The sequence below is a fragment of the Bacillus sp. TH22 genome (assembly GCF_016651015.1).
GTDB classification, from domain to species: domain Bacteria; phylum Bacillota; class Bacilli; order Bacillales; family Bacillaceae_G; genus Bacillus_A; species Bacillus_A mycoides.
Genome location: NZ_JAEKER010000001.1, coordinates 1,164,264 through 1,180,109, shown reverse-complemented (window position 1 = coordinate 1,180,109; position 15,846 = coordinate 1,164,264). Strand labels below are relative to the sequence as shown.

Below are 15,846 nucleotides of genomic sequence, written 5' to 3'. Positions count from 1 at the left end.
TTTGTTGATTTTAGAGTGCTAAAAAGTATGTTAAGCAGAAAGGATATGATTCCTTGATACCCAAAATTTTAATTGTAGATGATGATCCGCACATTAGAGAACTTGTTTCTGTATTTTTGGAACGAGAAGGTTTTCAAACATATGAGGCCGTTGATGGATTAGATGCTCTTCGAAAAATAGAAGAAGTGAAAGTCGAAATGGCGATTATTGATATTATGATGCCAAATATGGATGGGTTTGATTTATGTTATGAATTAAGAAAATACTATGATATCCCAATTCTTATGCTGACTGCTAAAGGTGAAACATCTCAAAAAGTAAAAGGATTTCACCTCGGAACAGATGATTATCTTGTAAAACCATTTGATCCTTTAGAATTAGTTGTGAGAGTGAAGGCATTATTGAAACGTTACCAAATTACAGTATCGCAATCTATTCAAGTTGGGAATGTACTGTTAAATCGTAAAACATTTGAAGTTAACGTTGGAGAACAAACGGTGACGCTGCCGCTAAAAGAATTTGAGTTGCTCTTTACATTAGGATCTAAAGCGGGAAGAACTTGTTCAAGAGAGCAATTAATAGAAGACGTATGGGGATATGATTTTGAAGGGAATGAACGCACGCTAGACGTTCATATTAATCGGTTGCGTGAAAAGTTTCAAGAAGAGCTATCAAAGTTTAGTATAAGGACGATAAGGGGCTTAGGGTATCGCTTAGAGGTAAGTAAATGAGAAAAAGAGAAAGAATGAGTAAGATGAAGATGTTAAAAGTAATGGGGGCGATAGTAGCGCTCTTTGCTTTTCTTACTATAATTTGGTCAATAGCCTTTTTTGTATCGTCTAGTGTAATGAAAGCTTTTGAAATAAACGTATCGCCTTTTATTACTTTTCTAATTAGTGATATGGTCGGCTTTGTTTTTATCGTTCTTATTTGGACATTAATCGGAATTTTAATGAGACCGAAGCGAGAGGCGATGATTTGGACGATCATTGAACCGATACAAAAAATTGCAAAAGGGGACTTCTCTGTAAAAATACGGAATGAAGAAAAGTATGATGGTGAAATTGGTGTGCTTGTAAAAAGTATTAACGATATGACGGATGAACTTAATGCAATGGAGAAAATGAGACAAGAATTTGTATCGAATGTTTCTCATGAAATACAGTCGCCATTAACATCTATTAAGGGATTTGCTCGAGCGCTACAAGATGATAATCTACCAGTTGAAAAAAGAAAACATTATCTTACTATTATTGAAACTGAAACAACGCGATTATCTAAATTGAGTCAAAATTTATTGAAGCTAACACTTTTAGAGTCAGAGGAGTATTCACCAGAAAGAGCTACTTATCGATTAGATCAACAGTTGAAACAAATTGTGTTAAATAGTGAGCCTCTTTGGGATGAAAAAGGACTTGAGCTAGATCTGGATATGGATAAAGTGTGTGTTACTGCAGACAAAGAAAGTATGAGCCAAGTATGGATTAATTTAATTCATAACAGTATTAAATTCACACCAAATGGTGGCACGATTACAATTCATTTAAAAGAACATAAAGAATTCCTGGAAGTAAGTATTCATGATACGGGAATTGGTATATCCGAAGAACAGAAACAACATATTTTTGAACGTTTTTATAAAGCGGATTCTTCACGAAACCGTGCTTATGGAGGAAGTGGATTAGGTCTAGCAATTGTAAAAAAAGTACTCGACCTTCATCAAGGAAAAATAAAAGTTGAGAGTGTAGAAGGAAATGGTACAGAATTTATTGTGCGTATTCCAAATCATGAAGAAAAATAGTGTTAGAAGGAGGCCTTCTAACACTATTTTTCTTTAAAAATGCATTTACCATTACTATAGTTACCTATAAGTAACCTACGCACATAAAAGTGCATCATTGCCTTTTTACATAAACATAGCTACACTTTTAATATAATAAACAACTGAGAAGATTAAGGAGTGTTACACTTGGCAGAATTATTACAAGGAAAAAATGCTTTAATTACAGGAGCAGGTAGAGGGATTGGTCGCGCTGTAGCGATCGCATTAGCGAAAGAAGGCGTAAATGTTGGTCTTTTAGCTCGTTCAGAAGAAAACTTAAAAGCAGTTGCGAAAGAAGTAGAAGCAGAAGGCGTAAAAGCTGTTATTGCGACTGCTGACGTATCTTCATATGAAGAGGTAACTACTGCAATTGAAACATTAAAAAACGGTTTAGGATCTATCGATATTTTAATTAATAACGCTGGTATTTCTAAATTCGGTAAGTTTTTAGAATTAGAAGTTGCTGATTGGGAAAAAATCATTCAAGTAAACTTAATGGGTGTATACTATGCAACTCGTGCAGCTTTACCAAGTATGATTGAACAACAATCTGGTGATATTATTAATATTTCATCTACAGCAGGACAAAAAGGTGCACCTGTAACAAGTGCATATAGTGCTTCTAAATTTGGTGTTCTTGGTTTAACAGAATCGTTAGCGATGGAAGTTCGTAAACATAATATCCGTGTAACAGCTTTAACACCAAGTACAGTAGCAACTGACATGGCTGTAGACTTAGGATTAACTGATGGAAACCCTGATAAAGTAATGCAAGCGGAAGATATTGCAGAGTTTATCGTAGCGCAGCTGAAATTAAATAAACGTACATTTATTAAATCAGCAGGACTTTGGTCTACTAATCCGTAAGGGGTAAATTTATAAACAAAGAAGGGACATCTATTCTGTAATGGAATGGGTGTCCCTTTTTTATTTTTTTGTATGTAAAGCAGAATTGTCGGTATAATGTGAAATGAATGGTAGAAAAGCATGAAAAACTTGAAGGGGATGGTATTTCCATGAGTACGATTGAGAAATGGACGGCTGTTGATCAATATATGAGTGATGTATTAATACCGAAAGACTCTACATTAGAAGAAGTTCTTCAAGCAAATGCTTCAGCTAATTTGCCGGCACATGATGTATCGCCAACGCAAGGGAAGTTTTTACAACTATTAGTACAAATTCAAGGAGCTCGTAACATATTAGAAATTGGCACTCTAGGCGGATATAGTACAATATGGCTTGCAAGAGCATTGCCATCTGGAGGGCGAATTGTTACATTAGAAGCAAGTGAAAAGCATGCTGAAATTGCACGGAGCAATATTGAGCGTGCCAATTTGAATGATAAAATTGAAATACGATTAGGATTAGCGTTAGATTCTTTAAAACAAATAGAAAATGAGAAGTATGAACCATTTGATTTTATTTTCATAGATGCGGATAAACAAAATAACCCTGCTTATTTTGAATGGGCACTGAAACTATCACGCCCTGGTACTGTAATTATTGGGGATAACGTAGTACGTGAAGGTGAAGTTATTGACAATACTAGTAATGACCCTCGTGTACAAGGGATACGCCATTTCTATGAGCTAATAGCTGCTGAGCCGCGTGTAAGTGCTACTGCGCTTCAAACTGTAGGAAGTAAAGGGTACGATGGGTTTGTAATGGCAGTCGTAACAGAGTAATGTAAGGAGGAAAAAGGGATGAAAAAGAAGTTTCAAAAATTATAACGTGTATCTTGTACAACGAATTTAGCTCGTGGACCTCCAATTTACATAGCTTTATATTATATATTAAAAACTTGGAGGCTATAAGAAGATGAGAACTGAAAAAGAAATGTTAGACTTAATTATAAATACAGCAAAAGAGGATGAAAGAATTCGAGCTGTCATCATGAATGGGTCACGTGTGAATCCAAATGTGAAAAAAGATTGTTTTCAAGACTATGATATTATTTATGTTGTAAAAGATATACAATCTTTTACGTGTAATCATAGTTGGATTAATAGATTTGGAGAAATAATGATTGTGCAAATGCCGGAAGAAATGTCGTTACTTCCAACTGATAAAGACGGGAAATTTCCGTATTTAATGCAGTTCATGGATGGGAATCGAATTGATTTAATGCTAGTTCCAGTTGATTTAATAAATAAATTTATTGGACAGGATAGTTTAAGTGAATTACTACTGGATAAAGACAATTGTATTGGAGAATTTCCGCCAGCAAGTGATAAAGATTACGTTATAAAAAATCCTACAGAAAAAGAGTTTTTCGATTGCTGTAATGAATTTTGGTGGTGCAGCACAAATGTAGGGAAAGGGTTATGGAGAGAGGAACTTTCTTATGCGAAAGGAATGCTGGAAGGCCCAATGCGAGATATGTTAATCGTAATGATAGAATGGCATATTGGCATGAAAACAAATTTTACAGTGAATACCGGAAAGTTTGGTAAGCATTTCGAGCAATATGTTGAAAAAGATACGTGGGAGCAATTTAGAAAGACATTTTCAAATGCAGAATATGAAAATATATGGGAGTCATTCTTTGTAATGGGTGATTTATTTAGGGAAGTTGCGAACGAAATTGCTAACACATATGGATATCAATACCCGCAAGATGATGATGACAAAGTGACAAGCTATTTAAAACATGTGAAAGTTTTGCCGAAAGATAGTACATCGATTTATCCCGCATAAACGGGCAGTAAAACCCCCACTGATTAAAGTTTCACTTTATTAATTGTATAAAGCAGTAAGACTGTCCTAATTACGGACAGTCTTATTTTTGTTCATGAATAAGAAATTCTCTAACAAAGTGCAGATGAATCACATATGAAATTTTAGGGAGGTTTTTATCATGTATTATTTTTATGCGCCAGAAATGTTCGTTCCATTTCCTTTGGGGCTAGAACGCAATATTTCGTATGCTTATATGCCATATCATTCATTTTATTATGGAAACTATATAGACGCAGTGCCGTATGTATTAAATGTTCCGCAAAATGATCAAGTCAAAGTGAAGGAAGAGAATCGGGGGTCATGGACACCTTTTTCATGGGTTGAAAAATATGCGTATGCATTTTCAGGACCATACAATAAAGCGGAAGTAGCTCTTACATTTGATGATGGACCAGATTTAGTATTTACGCCAAAAATTTTAGATAAGTTAAAACAATATAATGTAAAAGCTACTTTTTTCTTACTTGGTGAAAATGCAGAAAAGTTTCCGAATGTAGTAAAGCGTATCGCGAATGAAGGGCATGTAATTGGTAATCATACGTATAATCATCCGAATTTAGCGAAAGTAAATGAGGCTGAGTACCGTAATCAAATTATAAAAACGGAAGAAATATTAAATCGTTTAGCTGGTTATGCTCCTAAATTTATACGTCCACCGTATGGTGAAATACTTGAAAATCAATTGAAGTGGGCGACGGAGCAAAATTTTATGATTGTACAGTGGAGTGTTGATACAGTTGATTGGAAAGGGGTAAGTGCGGATACGATTACAAATAATGTGCTAGGGAATTCATTTCCAGGAAGTGTCATACTTCAACATTCGACTCCAGGTGGACATTTGCAAGGATCTGTCGATGCACTAGACAAAATCATTCCGCAGTTAAAAACGAAAGGGGCACGTTTTGTAACACTTCCAAGTATGTTCCAGACATCTAAAGAGAGAAAATGAAAATGTTAATAATTGGGATTTTAAGAGTTGTATAGTATAATGAAGGTGTAAGTTAGGGGGGATATAATTGATGGATGCACTAGTAAACGTAGGAATGAGCATATTGATTGGTATTATATTTATACTTGCGGCACTTATTCTTCAAAAAAATCCACCGACGGATATTAACGCAGCATATGGTTACCGTACGAAACGGTCTATGAAAAATAAGGAATTATGGGATGCAGGTAACAAGTATAGTGCAGAAGTGATGAAACAAAATGGATTCATTATGATGTTAATTGGAAGTGTTATTAGTATACTGTTTAGATATCCACATACAATGATAGCGATTATGATTGTTATGCTGTTGTTAATTATACGATTATTTATACGAGTAGAGAAAAAATTAAAGATACTTGAGCAATAAAAAAATAAGACTCCCGAATAAAGTAAGTCGGGAGTCCTATTTTTTTATAAACTATTTTTGTTTAGCAATTCTTGTCCTTGCACTATAACAAATTCATAGTATTCAAGAGCATAAGGATAAATATCTTCAAATGTTATCGTTATCGGATTACTGTTTAAAACAGAATTAGTCGTTAAAGATGAAATCTCTCTTCTTAATAGTTGTAGAAAAGAAGTTGCATGTACTTTCATCACATCGTCTACTTCTTCACCTGGTGCAAATGGAAGTGGCTTTATTACATTGTGAAAATACATATGACAAAATTCACGATCAGTAAGATTTGAAATTTCATAATCTATTTTATAGATTCCTTTGTATGTTAGATCAGTAGTTTGAAAGAAAAGTCCTAATTCTTCTTCAATTTCACGAAGACCGCCAATTTGTACATCTTCATCATGCATAATGTGTCCAGCTGATGTAATATCCCATATATTCGGAGCTTCTTTTTTATTTTTAGAGCGTAATTGGAAATATAAGAACATATCCTCAGCATCTTTTTCTACAAACCAGCAATGAAATGTTTCGTGCCAATCACCGTCACGATGCACGTCATCACGTAATTTCTTTCCAAGTGTATTTCTTTCAGGATCAAATATTGTTAACCACTCTGTCATTTTAATTCCCCTTTCTGCAAATTTTATTATACAATATTTGTATTGAATTTTGGGAAAATAAAGAAAAAGGAGTGATTATTAGTGAAGATAGAGAATAAGGAAATAAAATCAATAATTTCAACTGAGGAAGAATTACGACAAATATTGGGGCAACCAAGTGAACGGGCTTTGAAAAAAGTTATTTCATCACTTGATCACCATTGTGTAGATTTCCTGTCTAAATCGCCTTTTCTAGTATTATCTACTGCAAATAAATTCGGAGAGTGTGATGCTTCGCCGAGGGGAGACGCACCTGGATTTGTATATGTATTAAATGAAAATAAAATTATCATCCCAGAAAGACCGGGTAATCGTCGTATAGACTCTATTTTAAATATAATTTCAAATTCGCACGTAGGGTTAATCTTTTTTATTCCGGGTCTTGGGGAAACACTCCGAATAAACGGTAAAGCATATATTACGAACGATGAAGAAATTTTGAAAGAAATGCAGGCGAATGGACGCAATCCGTTACTTGGAATTGTTGTTGAAATAGAAGAATGCTATATTCATTGTGCAAAAGCTTTTATTCGTTCAAAAATGTGGGATCCAGAGTCATGGTTAAATAAAACAGAGCTACCTTCAGCACCGAAAATGTTAATGGAGCATGCGAAAGTGAATGCTTCAGAAGAGGAAGTTGCACGTTCTTTAGAAGAAAGTTATAGGGAAAGATTGTATTAAAAATTATTTTTTAAATATAGTGTTGAAGTATGAAACTCTAAACGTTTTAGAGTGAGACTTTAACTATGAATATTGTTAATTTGTATGTGATGAATATATGTGCAAGAGAATACATCTGTATTAGATGATTTATTATTTTAAAATATAATTATTCATATTCTTAAAAATTGTGAAGAAAAATAGGCTTGCTTTTTAAAAAGTTGATAACTATAATAAGTTAACAAATAGACATGAACGAAAAAGTAACGATAAGGACATGAGATGATTTTTACGGTTTACAGAGAGGGAAGACAAGGCTGTGAGCTTCCTAACACGAAAAATGATCTTACCACCTTTGAACTTCAATAGTGAACGAGTAATCTAGTAATTATTGACGGTATCAGCCGTTATCTGAACTTGAGCAATCTAGAAGAAAGTAAGTCTAGGTTGGAACAAGGGTGGAACCACGAAAACACATTCGTCCCTTTCCTAGGGATGAGTGTGTTTTTTATAGTTTTTAAGATTGAAAATTTAAAATAATTAAAAAATAGCATTGATTTTGTTTTTTATGCGAGTATAATGAGTTAACAAATAAACATGAGCGAAAAAGTAACGATAAGGACATGAGAACATTTTTACGGTTTACAGAGAGGGAGGCCAAGGCTGTGAGCTTCCTAACACGAGAAATGATCTTACCACCTTTGAACTTCAATAGTGAACGAGTAATCTAGTAATTATTGACGGTATCAGCCGTTATCTGAACTTGAGCAATCTAGAAGAAAGTAAGTCTAGGTTGGAACAAGGGTGGAACCACGAAAACACATTCGTCCCTTTCCTAGGGATGAGTGTGTTTTTTTATCCCGCATTAACGGTCAGTAAGATTCCCATCTCAAAATTTGGCGGATGCGAGGGAGTAAGACGGGAGATCAACTGTCCGTAAAAGCCCGATTGGTTCAACTAATAATCAGTGAGGAATGGACAAAATCCCCACTGATTAAAGTTTCACTTTATTACTTTGAAAGGAGGTGCGGTAACATGAAACGATTAGTACGTACGGAAATAACCACCACCTGCATGATTAAAAAGCAGAGTAAGGTGATTCACAGGTGTAACAATTAAACTATTTAGGAGGAGATTAGAAAATGAATAACGTTATTAATGTTGGGGTATTAGGATTAGGTACTGTCGGAAGTGGTGTTGTCCATATTTTGAAAGAACATTATCGAAAGATCGCTCTTGATACAGGATATGAAGTAAAGGTAAAGACAGTCGTTGTACGTGATTTGGAAAAGGAACGTGATGTTTGCATTGATGGAATCGTAGTAACAAGTAATGTAGATGAAGTTCTAAATGATTCAAATATTGATATTGTAGTAGAGGTAATGGGCGGAATTGAAGAAGCAAAACAGCATATTGTTACGGCTTTACAAAATAAAAAACATGTTGTAACAGCAAATAAAGATTTAATGGCCGTATACGGTGCGGAGCTTTTGCAACTGGCAAATAAAAATGAATGTGACCTATGTTACGAAGCGAGTGTAGCCGGTGGGATTCCAATATTAAGAGGATTATCAGACGGGCTAGCTTCAGATCAAATTGAAAAAATAATGGGAATCGTAAATGGAACAACAAATTATATGTTAACAAAGATGAGTCAAAATGGATGGTCGTATGAAGAGGCTTTACAGGAAGCGCAAAAATTAGGGTTTGCAGAATCAGATCCGACAGCGGATGTAGATGGACTAGACGCTGCGAGAAAGGTAGCAATTCTTGCAAACTTAGGTTTTTCGATGAATGTTTCTTTAGATGATGTTCAAGTTAGAGGTATTCGAAAGGTTGAAAAAGAAGATTTAGAGATGGCCGAAAAATTAGGATTTACAATGAAATTAATTGGTAAAGCAGAGAAACAAGGATCAGCCATTCATTTAAGTGTAGAACCGACTTTATTACCAAGGCATCATCCGTTATCGAATGTAAATAATGAATTCAATGCGGTGTATGTTCACGGTCAAGCAGTAGGGGAAGTGATGTTTTACGGACCTGGAGCTGGGAAGTTACCAACTGGTTCTGCTGTAGTAAGTGATATTATTTCAATCGTTAAAAATATGAATCAAGTTCCGAAAAATAAAAGTGCGTTAAAAGAACCAGAGCCTTACGAATTACAAGGAGATGAAGAAGTAGTTTCGAAATATTTCTTACGTATTTCATTACGAGATGAGCCAGGGATGTTGCGAAAAGTAACGGAATGTTTCGTTAATTATTCTGTAAGTTTAAAAGAAGTTATTCAATTACCTTTAAATCGCGAACTTGCAGAAGTCGTTGTTGTGACGCATCGAACTTCAAAATATCAATTCGAACAAGTTTTAGGGGCGATAGAAGATGTCGCAAGTGAAATAAACAGTTACTACATTATTGAGGAGGAAAAACAATATGTATAAAGGACTATTAAAACAGTATGCTTCTTATTTACCAGTGAATGAAAACACACCTGATGTCAGCTTAATGGAAGGGAATACACCTCTGATTCCATTATTAAATATATCAAAGCAATTAGGAATTCAGTTATACGGGAAATATGAAGGAGCGAATCCAACAGGTTCTTTTAAAGACCGTGGCATGGTAATGGCAGTTGCAAAGGCGAAAGAAGAAGGGGCAGAGGCAATTATTTGTGCATCTACAGGTAATACATCGGCATCAGCTGCCGCATATGCGGCACGCCTCGGAATGAAATGTATTATCGTAATACCAGAAGGAAAGATTGCGCATGGGAAATTAGCGCAAGCAGTTGCTTATGGAGCGGAGATCATTTCAATAGAAGGGAATTTCGATGATGCACTTAAGGCTGTAAGAAATATTGCTGCAGAAGAGCCGATTACATTAGTAAACTCAGTAAATCCTTACCGAATTGAAGGGCAAAAAACAGCGGCATTTGAAATTTGTGACCAGTTGCAAAACGCACCAGATGTTCTAGCTATCCCTGTTGGAAATGCTGGGAATATTACAGCATATTGGAAAGGGTTCTGTGAATACGAGAAAGAAAAAGGCTATAAGAAGCCCAGAATTCACGGCTTTGAAGCGGAAGGAGCGGCGGCAATTGTAAAAGGACATGTCATTGAGGCACCTGAAACGATTGCAACAGCGATTCGCATCGGTAATCCGGCAAGTTGGTCGTATGCAGTAGAGGCTGCCGAACAGTCTAATGGTGAAATAGATATGGTGTCAGATGAGGAGATTTTACATGCGTATAGATTGTTAGCAAAAACTGAAGGAGTTTTCGCAGAGCCAGGATCAAATGCTTCATTAGCGGGCGTAATTAAACATGTTCAATCTGGAAAAATCAAAAAAGGCGAAACAGTTGTTGCAGTTTTAACTGGAAATGGTTTAAAAGATCCTGATATCGCAATTTCTTCTAATAAATTTGATATTGCAAGTGTGTCAAATGATATAGAACAAATTAAAGATCATATTAAAGGGGTGATTATGTCGTGATACCATTAAGAGTTCGTGTTCCTGCTAGTACAGCGAATGTTGGACCAGGATTTGATTCTGTTGGAATAGCTTTGTCATTATATTTAGAAGTAAGTGTAAAGGAAGAAGCTGATAAGTGGCAAGTGATACATTCTTTTGACGATTCAATTCCAAAAGACGATAAAAATTTAATTGTTAGCACGGCATGTAAAGTATGTCCTTCTTTATCACCCCATATAATAGAAGTTACTAGTAATATTCCGCTGACAAGAGGGCTAGGAAGTAGCGCATCAGCGATTGTAGCAGGAATAGAGCTTGCGAATCAACTTGGAAATTTATATTTAACAACTGATCAAAAGGTTCAAATTGCTACAAACTTTGAAGGACATCCAGATAATGTCGCTGCTTCTATTTTAGGTGGAACTGTAATCGGAGCACTTGATGGAAAAAATGTTTCGGTTGTAAGGATTGAAAGTAAGGAATTAGGTGTAATTTCTCTTATTCCGAATGAAGAGCTAAATACGGATGAAAGTCGATCTGTATTACCAGAGATGTTTCCTTTTCATGAAGCGGTTAAGGCTAGTGCGATAAGTAACGTATTAGTAGCTGCGTTATGTCAAAAGAAGTGGGAAGTTGTAGGTGAAATGATGGAAAGAGATCATTTCCACGAGCCATATCGTTTAGAACTTGTACCGTTATTACCATCAATTCGTAAATGTGCAAAAGAATTCGGAGCATATGGAACAGCGCTTAGTGGTGCGGGACCATCCATTTTTATTTTAACTCCGTACGAGAAGCGTAAAGAAATAGCTGACCAATTAGCGAGAGTATTTGCAGCTATGAAAGTATGTGAGCTTGAAATTGATCATAAAGGGATTACTGTAAATAAGGAAGAACATATTGGATTATAAAGAAAGCTAGCATCGCTAGCTTTCTTTACGTTATGGAGAATCTATTTTAAAGGGGATTTTTCGGAATAAACATTAATTTTAGAGGTGATTATATGAGTTCAAAAGAGTCACCAGAAGAAAAAAGAGAACGCATGAGACAAAGTGAATTGAAAAATAATCCTACCGGTTCTTTGAATGATGGACTCAACAGGGCGGAATCAGGTAGCCACGCTGATATGACAGGTGGTATGAATTGGAAAGGTACAGGGATATTAATTTTATTGCTAGTTTTAGGATATATTATATATAGTTACTTTTTCAGTTAAGGAAAGCTTGATGGAATTTAGATTTGCTTGATCTAATTATTAGTGAGAATAAAAAAAGGATTAAAGTCTCCCTGTATTACATATTTTCTTTAAACAGATTATAGTAATACGTAAATTTTTTTTGCTCATAATAGAGCTAGCATAATGCTAGCTCTATTATTTTTTGCCATATTCCTGTAACAAACCTCCTGTATATTCAGTGGTGGAGGTGCAGAAGATGAAAAAAATGATAGCGATATGTCTTCTTACAACATTGTCACTTTCGACTTTAGTCGGGTGTGATGTAAAAGGTAATGATGCTTTACAAGAGTCTAAAATAAAGAAAGCGACGTATAAAGATTTTACTTACGATGTAAATCCTGAGACTTTTACGTTAACTGTAGAACATGATGGTGTAAAAGAACAGGCATCACAACCGTTACCAAAAATGAAGGTTTCGAATTTGAAAAAAGACAAGGATCATACATCATGGGAATATCCGGATCAAAAAGTAAAAGTAAATTTAGAAAAGAAAAAAGACCACTTAAATATTGAAGTGGAATCGACTGGTGCAGAAAGTTTTACATGGCCAAAAGTGCAAGCTGAAAATTATACACTTCCGTTATGGGAAGGTAAGCAAATTCCGAGTAATGATGAGAATTGGAAGAAGTTTTTAAAGGATGATGCATATTCATTTGCTGAATCATTTTCTATGAAGTTTTTTGCATTAAATGGTTCTAAATATTCGATCGTATATATTGCGAACAATATGTTTAATAATGAATTGAAATTTCATTCAGATCCGAAAATAGGGTTTGATTTTACACATGAATTCCCGAGTATAAATAAAAATAAAACATATGGATTTCAATTATATGTGACAAATAATGATGCAGTAAGTATTGCTAAACTGTATAAGGATAATATTGCTCGAAAAGGTGAATTTAAAACATTACAAGAAAAGGCAAGAAAAAATAAAGAAATCGAAAAACTTTACGGGGCAGCTCATTTTTACTTTTGGAATCAAAATGGTTTATCAGAAAGTAACGTGAATTGGCCGAAGCTAAGAGAGCAAATAAATAGCCCGGTGTTTAGCCATATAAAAGAGCTTATTCAAAAGAATAGTTCGGAGCCTGGAGAACTGAGTGTGTTTGAGCAAGTAAGTAAACAAGATTTCATTGATAAGTACCAAAAAAATGTTATTTTACGCTATACAAACGAAGTATTATCTATGAAGGAATTGTATAAAGAGGATATTTTCCCGAAAGTTAATCAGGAAGCTAGTGTGTTATTAAAGAAAGGTGTAGATCACTTATCGAAGACAGAGCTGTATAGCTTAAATAAACATTTATTAAAGTCAGTACTCGGTGATGCAGTTGAAGAAGTAAGCAAATGGGGTAAAGCAGATGGAACGGATATAATAAAGGAAATGAAAAAAGTAGGGATAGACAAAGCGTGGATTGGTCTACCGAACTGGGAACAAGGATTTATGCAGCCTAATTTCGTTACAGAAGCTAAGGAAATGGGATATTTAGTTGGTCCGTATGATTCTTACCATTCTATTCACGAAAAAGCTGATAAAAATTGGAATACAGCTTCTTTTCAGGATCCATCGCTATATGAAGAGGCAACTGTGACGAAGAAAAATGGAGAAAAAGTGCAAGGATTTTTAGGTAGAGGGCGAAAGTTAAATCCAACTTTATCTCTTCCTAGTGTAAAAGAGCGAATGAACGAGATATTACAAAATGGACCTAAATATAATTCATGGTTTATTGATTGTGATGCAACAGGTGAAATTTATGATGATTATTCGGCCAAACATATAACGACACAAGAACAAGATTTAAAAGCAAGGTTGCAACGAATGGATTATATTGCGCAAGAAAAAGGTATGGTAGTTGGCTCAGAAGGCGGAAATGACTTTGCAAGTAGCACGATTGCATTTGCTCACGGCATTGAAACGCCTGTTATTAAATGGGACGATGAAGATATGAGGAAAAATAAAACAAGTCCGTATTATGTGGGCGGATATTGGTCACCGAATCAAAATGTTCCAGAAAAATATGCAAAACAAGTACCGTTAAAAGAAGAATATAAACAAGTATATTTAAATCCAGTATATTCGGTACCGTTATATAAATTAGTATACAATGATTCCGTTATTACAACGCACCACTGGGAATGGGGAAGTTTGAAAGTAAAAGATGAGGTAGGAAATCGTATGTTGTATGAGTTATTGTATAATGTTCCTCCGTTGTACCATTTAGATGAAGTAGAGTGGAATAAGCATAAACAAGAAATTACGCAGCATCTGAAAGTTTGGAATGAAGTTCATGAAAAGGCAGTAAAAGAAGAAATGACGAACTTTGCATATTTGTCAGAAGATAAATTAGTCCAATCTGCTTCATATGGAAAAGATATTAAAATTATTGTGAATTTCTCTAATGATGATGTGGAAATAGAAAAAACGAAAATAAAAGCAAAATCAGCTTTAATTTATAATAATGGGAAGCAAATGATATACACACCAAATGAGAAATAATAAAGTGAAATTTTAATCAGTGGGGGATTTATCCCTCACTGATTATTAGTCATCACCAATCAAAATTTCACGGCCAAAACTTGACTCTTTTATTCCTGATAAATTATGAGGTGAAAGTCTTACTACCTGCAAATAACAGAATGATAAATCTGTAAATTTGAACGTTTTGAAGTGTTAAATTTTTGAAGTTGATAAATAGTGACTTGCCAAAAATAAGCACGAGAGTATAATGTGAAATGGAATACATATTGGATTCATGATGTAACCTTACAAAAATGTAAGGTGATTGAAAGGAAATTCAATATGAAGATTACTAGACATACATTATACTAGGAAAAGAGAAAGAGAGGAGAATGAACATGAGCTCTGAATTAGAACAAGATACGAGAAGCAGTAAAAAACGTTCTAAAAGAAAATCAATAAAATGGTTCATTTTAATTCCATTTTTCCTACTTGTTTTTGGAGGAGTAGGATATGGATCGTTTATATATAACAAAGCAAAAGCTGTTGTAAGTGATGCATATGCACAAATTGATAAGTCATCAAAAAGGGACAAAGAAGTGGAACCTTTAAAGGATAATATTTCGATTTTAATCATGGGTGTCGATGGAAGCGAAATGAGAAAAAGCCAATATGGTGAAGCGGTTCGAACAGATGCACTTTTATTAGCGACAATTAATAAAGATGATAAATCCGTTAAATTAGTAAGCATTCCTCGTGATTCACGTGTTTATATTCCATCTAGAAAGAAATTAGATAAAATTACACACGCACACGTATTTGGTGGTGTTGAAAGTACAAGAGATACAGTGGAAAGATTTTTAAATGTACCAGTTGATTATTATGTGAAGTTTAACTTTGAGTCATTTGTACAAATTGTAGATTCAATTGGTGGTATTGATATTGATGTACCTGTTACTTTCACAGAACAAGATAGTAAAGACCAAGCAGGTATGATCCATTTAGAAAAAGGTTACCAACATTTAAATGGTGAACAAGCCCTTGCACTTGCTAGAACGCGTAAAATTGACAGTGACGCAATGCGTGGTCAAAGGCAACAACTTGTAATTGAAGCAATTGCGAAAAAAGCAATGTCTGTTCAATCAATTAGTAAAATGGGCTCTTTACTTGATGCAGTTGATAAAAATATGAAAACAAACTTAACGTTTGATGATATGCTTGCTATTACGAAAAATATGGCAGGATCAGATTTGCAAATGGAAAAGATGCAAATAGAAGGAACGGATAAACGTATTGGTGGTATTTATTATTACATTCCAAACGAAAAAAAAGTGAAAGACATTTCGACTAAGTTAAATGAGCATTTAGGTGTTACACCAAAACCAACTCGAAATGAATAAGTATAA

15 protein-coding genes and 2 other annotated features are annotated in these 15,846 nt (G+C 34.7%); of the genes, 14 read left to right on the top strand and 1 reads right to left on the bottom strand.

The genetic code is table 11. The features are described from left to right. Window positions 1-53: 53 nt before the first annotated feature. The 7 genes from hitR to JFU18_RS05900 all read left to right on the top strand — a co-directional run bounded on the left by hitR (window position 54) and on the right by JFU18_RS05900 (window position 5,922). Window positions 54-731 (top strand): envelope stress response regulator transcription factor HitR, encoded by a 678-nt coding sequence (gene hitR / locus JFU18_RS05930; RefSeq protein ID WP_002031358.1) that lies wholly within the window; start codon window positions 54-56, stop codon window positions 729-731. Further along, window positions 728-1,801 carry an envelope stress sensor histidine kinase HitS gene (gene hitS / locus JFU18_RS05925; protein WP_016103187.1) on the top strand — a complete coding sequence of 358 codons (1,074 nt, stop codon included), beginning with the start codon at window positions 728-730 and terminating at the stop codon, window positions 1,799-1,801. The genes hitR and hitS overlap by 4 nt, the downstream gene beginning before the upstream one ends. Window positions 1,802-1,969: 168 nt before the next feature. Beyond that, the gene (locus JFU18_RS05920) at window positions 1,970-2,689 is read left to right on the top strand and encodes a 3-ketoacyl-ACP reductase (protein ID WP_002012353.1); all 720 of its coding nucleotides are present in this window, start codon (window positions 1,970-1,972) and stop codon (window positions 2,687-2,689) included. Between the two features lie 149 nt (window positions 2,690-2,838). Then, window positions 2,839-3,510 carry an O-methyltransferase gene (locus JFU18_RS05915; protein ID WP_088039228.1) on the top strand — a complete coding sequence of 224 codons (672 nt, stop codon included), beginning with the start codon at window positions 2,839-2,841 and terminating at the stop codon, window positions 3,508-3,510. Between the two features lie 133 nt (window positions 3,511-3,643). Beyond that, window positions 3,644-4,522, top strand: a complete 879-nt coding sequence (locus JFU18_RS05910; protein WP_201050287.1) for an aminoglycoside 6-adenylyltransferase — start codon at window positions 3,644-3,646, stop codon at window positions 4,520-4,522. 160 nt (window positions 4,523-4,682) lie between these two features. After that, a complete protein-coding gene (locus JFU18_RS05905; protein WP_088039229.1) occupies window positions 4,683-5,513 on the top strand; it encodes a peptidoglycan-N-acetylglucosamine deacetylase in 831 nt (276 codons plus the stop codon). A gap of 70 nt (window positions 5,514-5,583) precedes the next feature. After that, window positions 5,584-5,922 carry an SdpI family protein gene (locus tag JFU18_RS05900; RefSeq protein WP_201033313.1) on the top strand — a complete coding sequence of 113 codons (339 nt, stop codon included), beginning with the start codon at window positions 5,584-5,586 and terminating at the stop codon, window positions 5,920-5,922. Between the two features lie 44 nt (window positions 5,923-5,966). On the opposite strand, the gene JFU18_RS05895 is transcribed toward JFU18_RS05900, so the two are convergent. Continuing rightward, window positions 5,967-6,575 (bottom strand): NUDIX hydrolase, encoded by a 609-nt coding sequence (locus tag JFU18_RS05895; protein ID WP_002126927.1) that lies wholly within the window; start codon window positions 6,573-6,575, stop codon window positions 5,967-5,969. Between the two features lie 81 nt (window positions 6,576-6,656). Between JFU18_RS05895 and JFU18_RS05890 the strand changes: the two genes are divergently transcribed. The 7 genes from JFU18_RS05890 to JFU18_RS05860 all read left to right on the top strand — a co-directional run bounded on the left by JFU18_RS05890 (window position 6,657) and on the right by JFU18_RS05860 (window position 15,840). Then, the gene (locus tag JFU18_RS05890) at window positions 6,657-7,295 is read left to right on the top strand and encodes a pyridoxamine 5'-phosphate oxidase family protein (RefSeq protein ID WP_002012360.1); all 639 of its coding nucleotides are present in this window, start codon (window positions 6,657-6,659) and stop codon (window positions 7,293-7,295) included. 236 nt (window positions 7,296-7,531) lie between these two features. After that, window positions 7,532-7,763: a binding site (T-box leader), on the top strand. A gap of 114 nt (window positions 7,764-7,877) precedes the next feature. Then, window positions 7,878-8,109 (top strand) — a binding site (T-box leader). Between the two features lie 307 nt (window positions 8,110-8,416). Next, window positions 8,417-9,712 (top strand): homoserine dehydrogenase, encoded by a 1,296-nt coding sequence (locus tag JFU18_RS05885; RefSeq protein WP_149190403.1) that lies wholly within the window; start codon window positions 8,417-8,419, stop codon window positions 9,710-9,712. Then, window positions 9,705-10,763, top strand: coding sequence for a threonine synthase (thrC, locus tag JFU18_RS05880; RefSeq protein ID WP_002189302.1), 1,059 nt, complete (start codon window positions 9,705-9,707; stop codon window positions 10,761-10,763). Before JFU18_RS05885 ends, thrC begins: the two co-directional genes overlap by 8 nt. After that, on the top strand, window positions 10,760-11,653 hold the full coding sequence (gene thrB / locus JFU18_RS05875) for a homoserine kinase (protein ID WP_002189304.1): 894 nt from the start codon (window positions 10,760-10,762) through the stop codon (window positions 11,651-11,653). Before thrC ends, thrB begins: the two co-directional genes overlap by 4 nt. A gap of 92 nt (window positions 11,654-11,745) precedes the next feature. Further along, complete coding sequence (locus JFU18_RS05870) at window positions 11,746-11,958, top strand: DUF6366 family protein (protein WP_201033007.1); 213 nt, start codon at window positions 11,746-11,748, stop codon at window positions 11,956-11,958. 217 nt (window positions 11,959-12,175) lie between these two features. Beyond that, the gene (locus tag JFU18_RS05865; RefSeq protein WP_201033647.1) at window positions 12,176-14,479 is read left to right on the top strand and encodes a glycoside hydrolase; all 2,304 of its coding nucleotides are present in this window, start codon (window positions 12,176-12,178) and stop codon (window positions 14,477-14,479) included. Between the two features lie 359 nt (window positions 14,480-14,838). Continuing rightward, window positions 14,839-15,840, top strand: coding sequence for an LCP family protein (locus JFU18_RS05860; RefSeq protein ID WP_085310538.1), 1,002 nt, complete (start codon window positions 14,839-14,841; stop codon window positions 15,838-15,840). Window positions 15,841-15,846: the final 6 nt, after the last annotated feature.

Excerpts from the sequence above, each read along its gene's own strand:
- hitS (WP_016103187.1), top strand. The coding sequence starts at position 728 with ATGAGAAAAAGAGAAAGAATGAGTAAGATGAAGATGTTAAAAGTAATG.
- JFU18_RS05915 (WP_088039228.1), top strand. The coding sequence starts at position 2,839 with ATGAGTACGATTGAGAAATGGACGGCTGTTGATCAATATATGAGTGAT.
- JFU18_RS05910 (WP_201050287.1), top strand. The coding sequence starts at position 3,644 with ATGAGAACTGAAAAAGAAATGTTAGACTTAATTATAAATACAGCAAAA.
- JFU18_RS05905 (WP_088039229.1), top strand. The coding sequence starts at position 4,683 with ATGTATTATTTTTATGCGCCAGAAATGTTCGTTCCATTTCCTTTGGGG.
- JFU18_RS05900 (WP_201033313.1), top strand. The coding sequence starts at position 5,584 with ATGGATGCACTAGTAAACGTAGGAATGAGCATATTGATTGGTATTATA.
- JFU18_RS05895 (WP_002126927.1), bottom strand. The coding sequence starts at position 6,575 with ATGACAGAGTGGTTAACAATATTTGATCCTGAAAGAAATACACTTGGA.
- JFU18_RS05885 (WP_149190403.1), top strand. The coding sequence starts at position 8,417 with ATGAATAACGTTATTAATGTTGGGGTATTAGGATTAGGTACTGTCGGA.
- thrC (WP_002189302.1), top strand. The coding sequence starts at position 9,705 with ATGTATAAAGGACTATTAAAACAGTATGCTTCTTATTTACCAGTGAAT.
- JFU18_RS05870 (WP_201033007.1), top strand. The coding sequence starts at position 11,746 with ATGAGTTCAAAAGAGTCACCAGAAGAAAAAAGAGAACGCATGAGACAA.
- JFU18_RS05865 (WP_201033647.1), top strand. The coding sequence starts at position 12,176 with ATGAAAAAAATGATAGCGATATGTCTTCTTACAACATTGTCACTTTCG.
- JFU18_RS05860 (WP_085310538.1), top strand. The coding sequence starts at position 14,839 with ATGAGCTCTGAATTAGAACAAGATACGAGAAGCAGTAAAAAACGTTCT.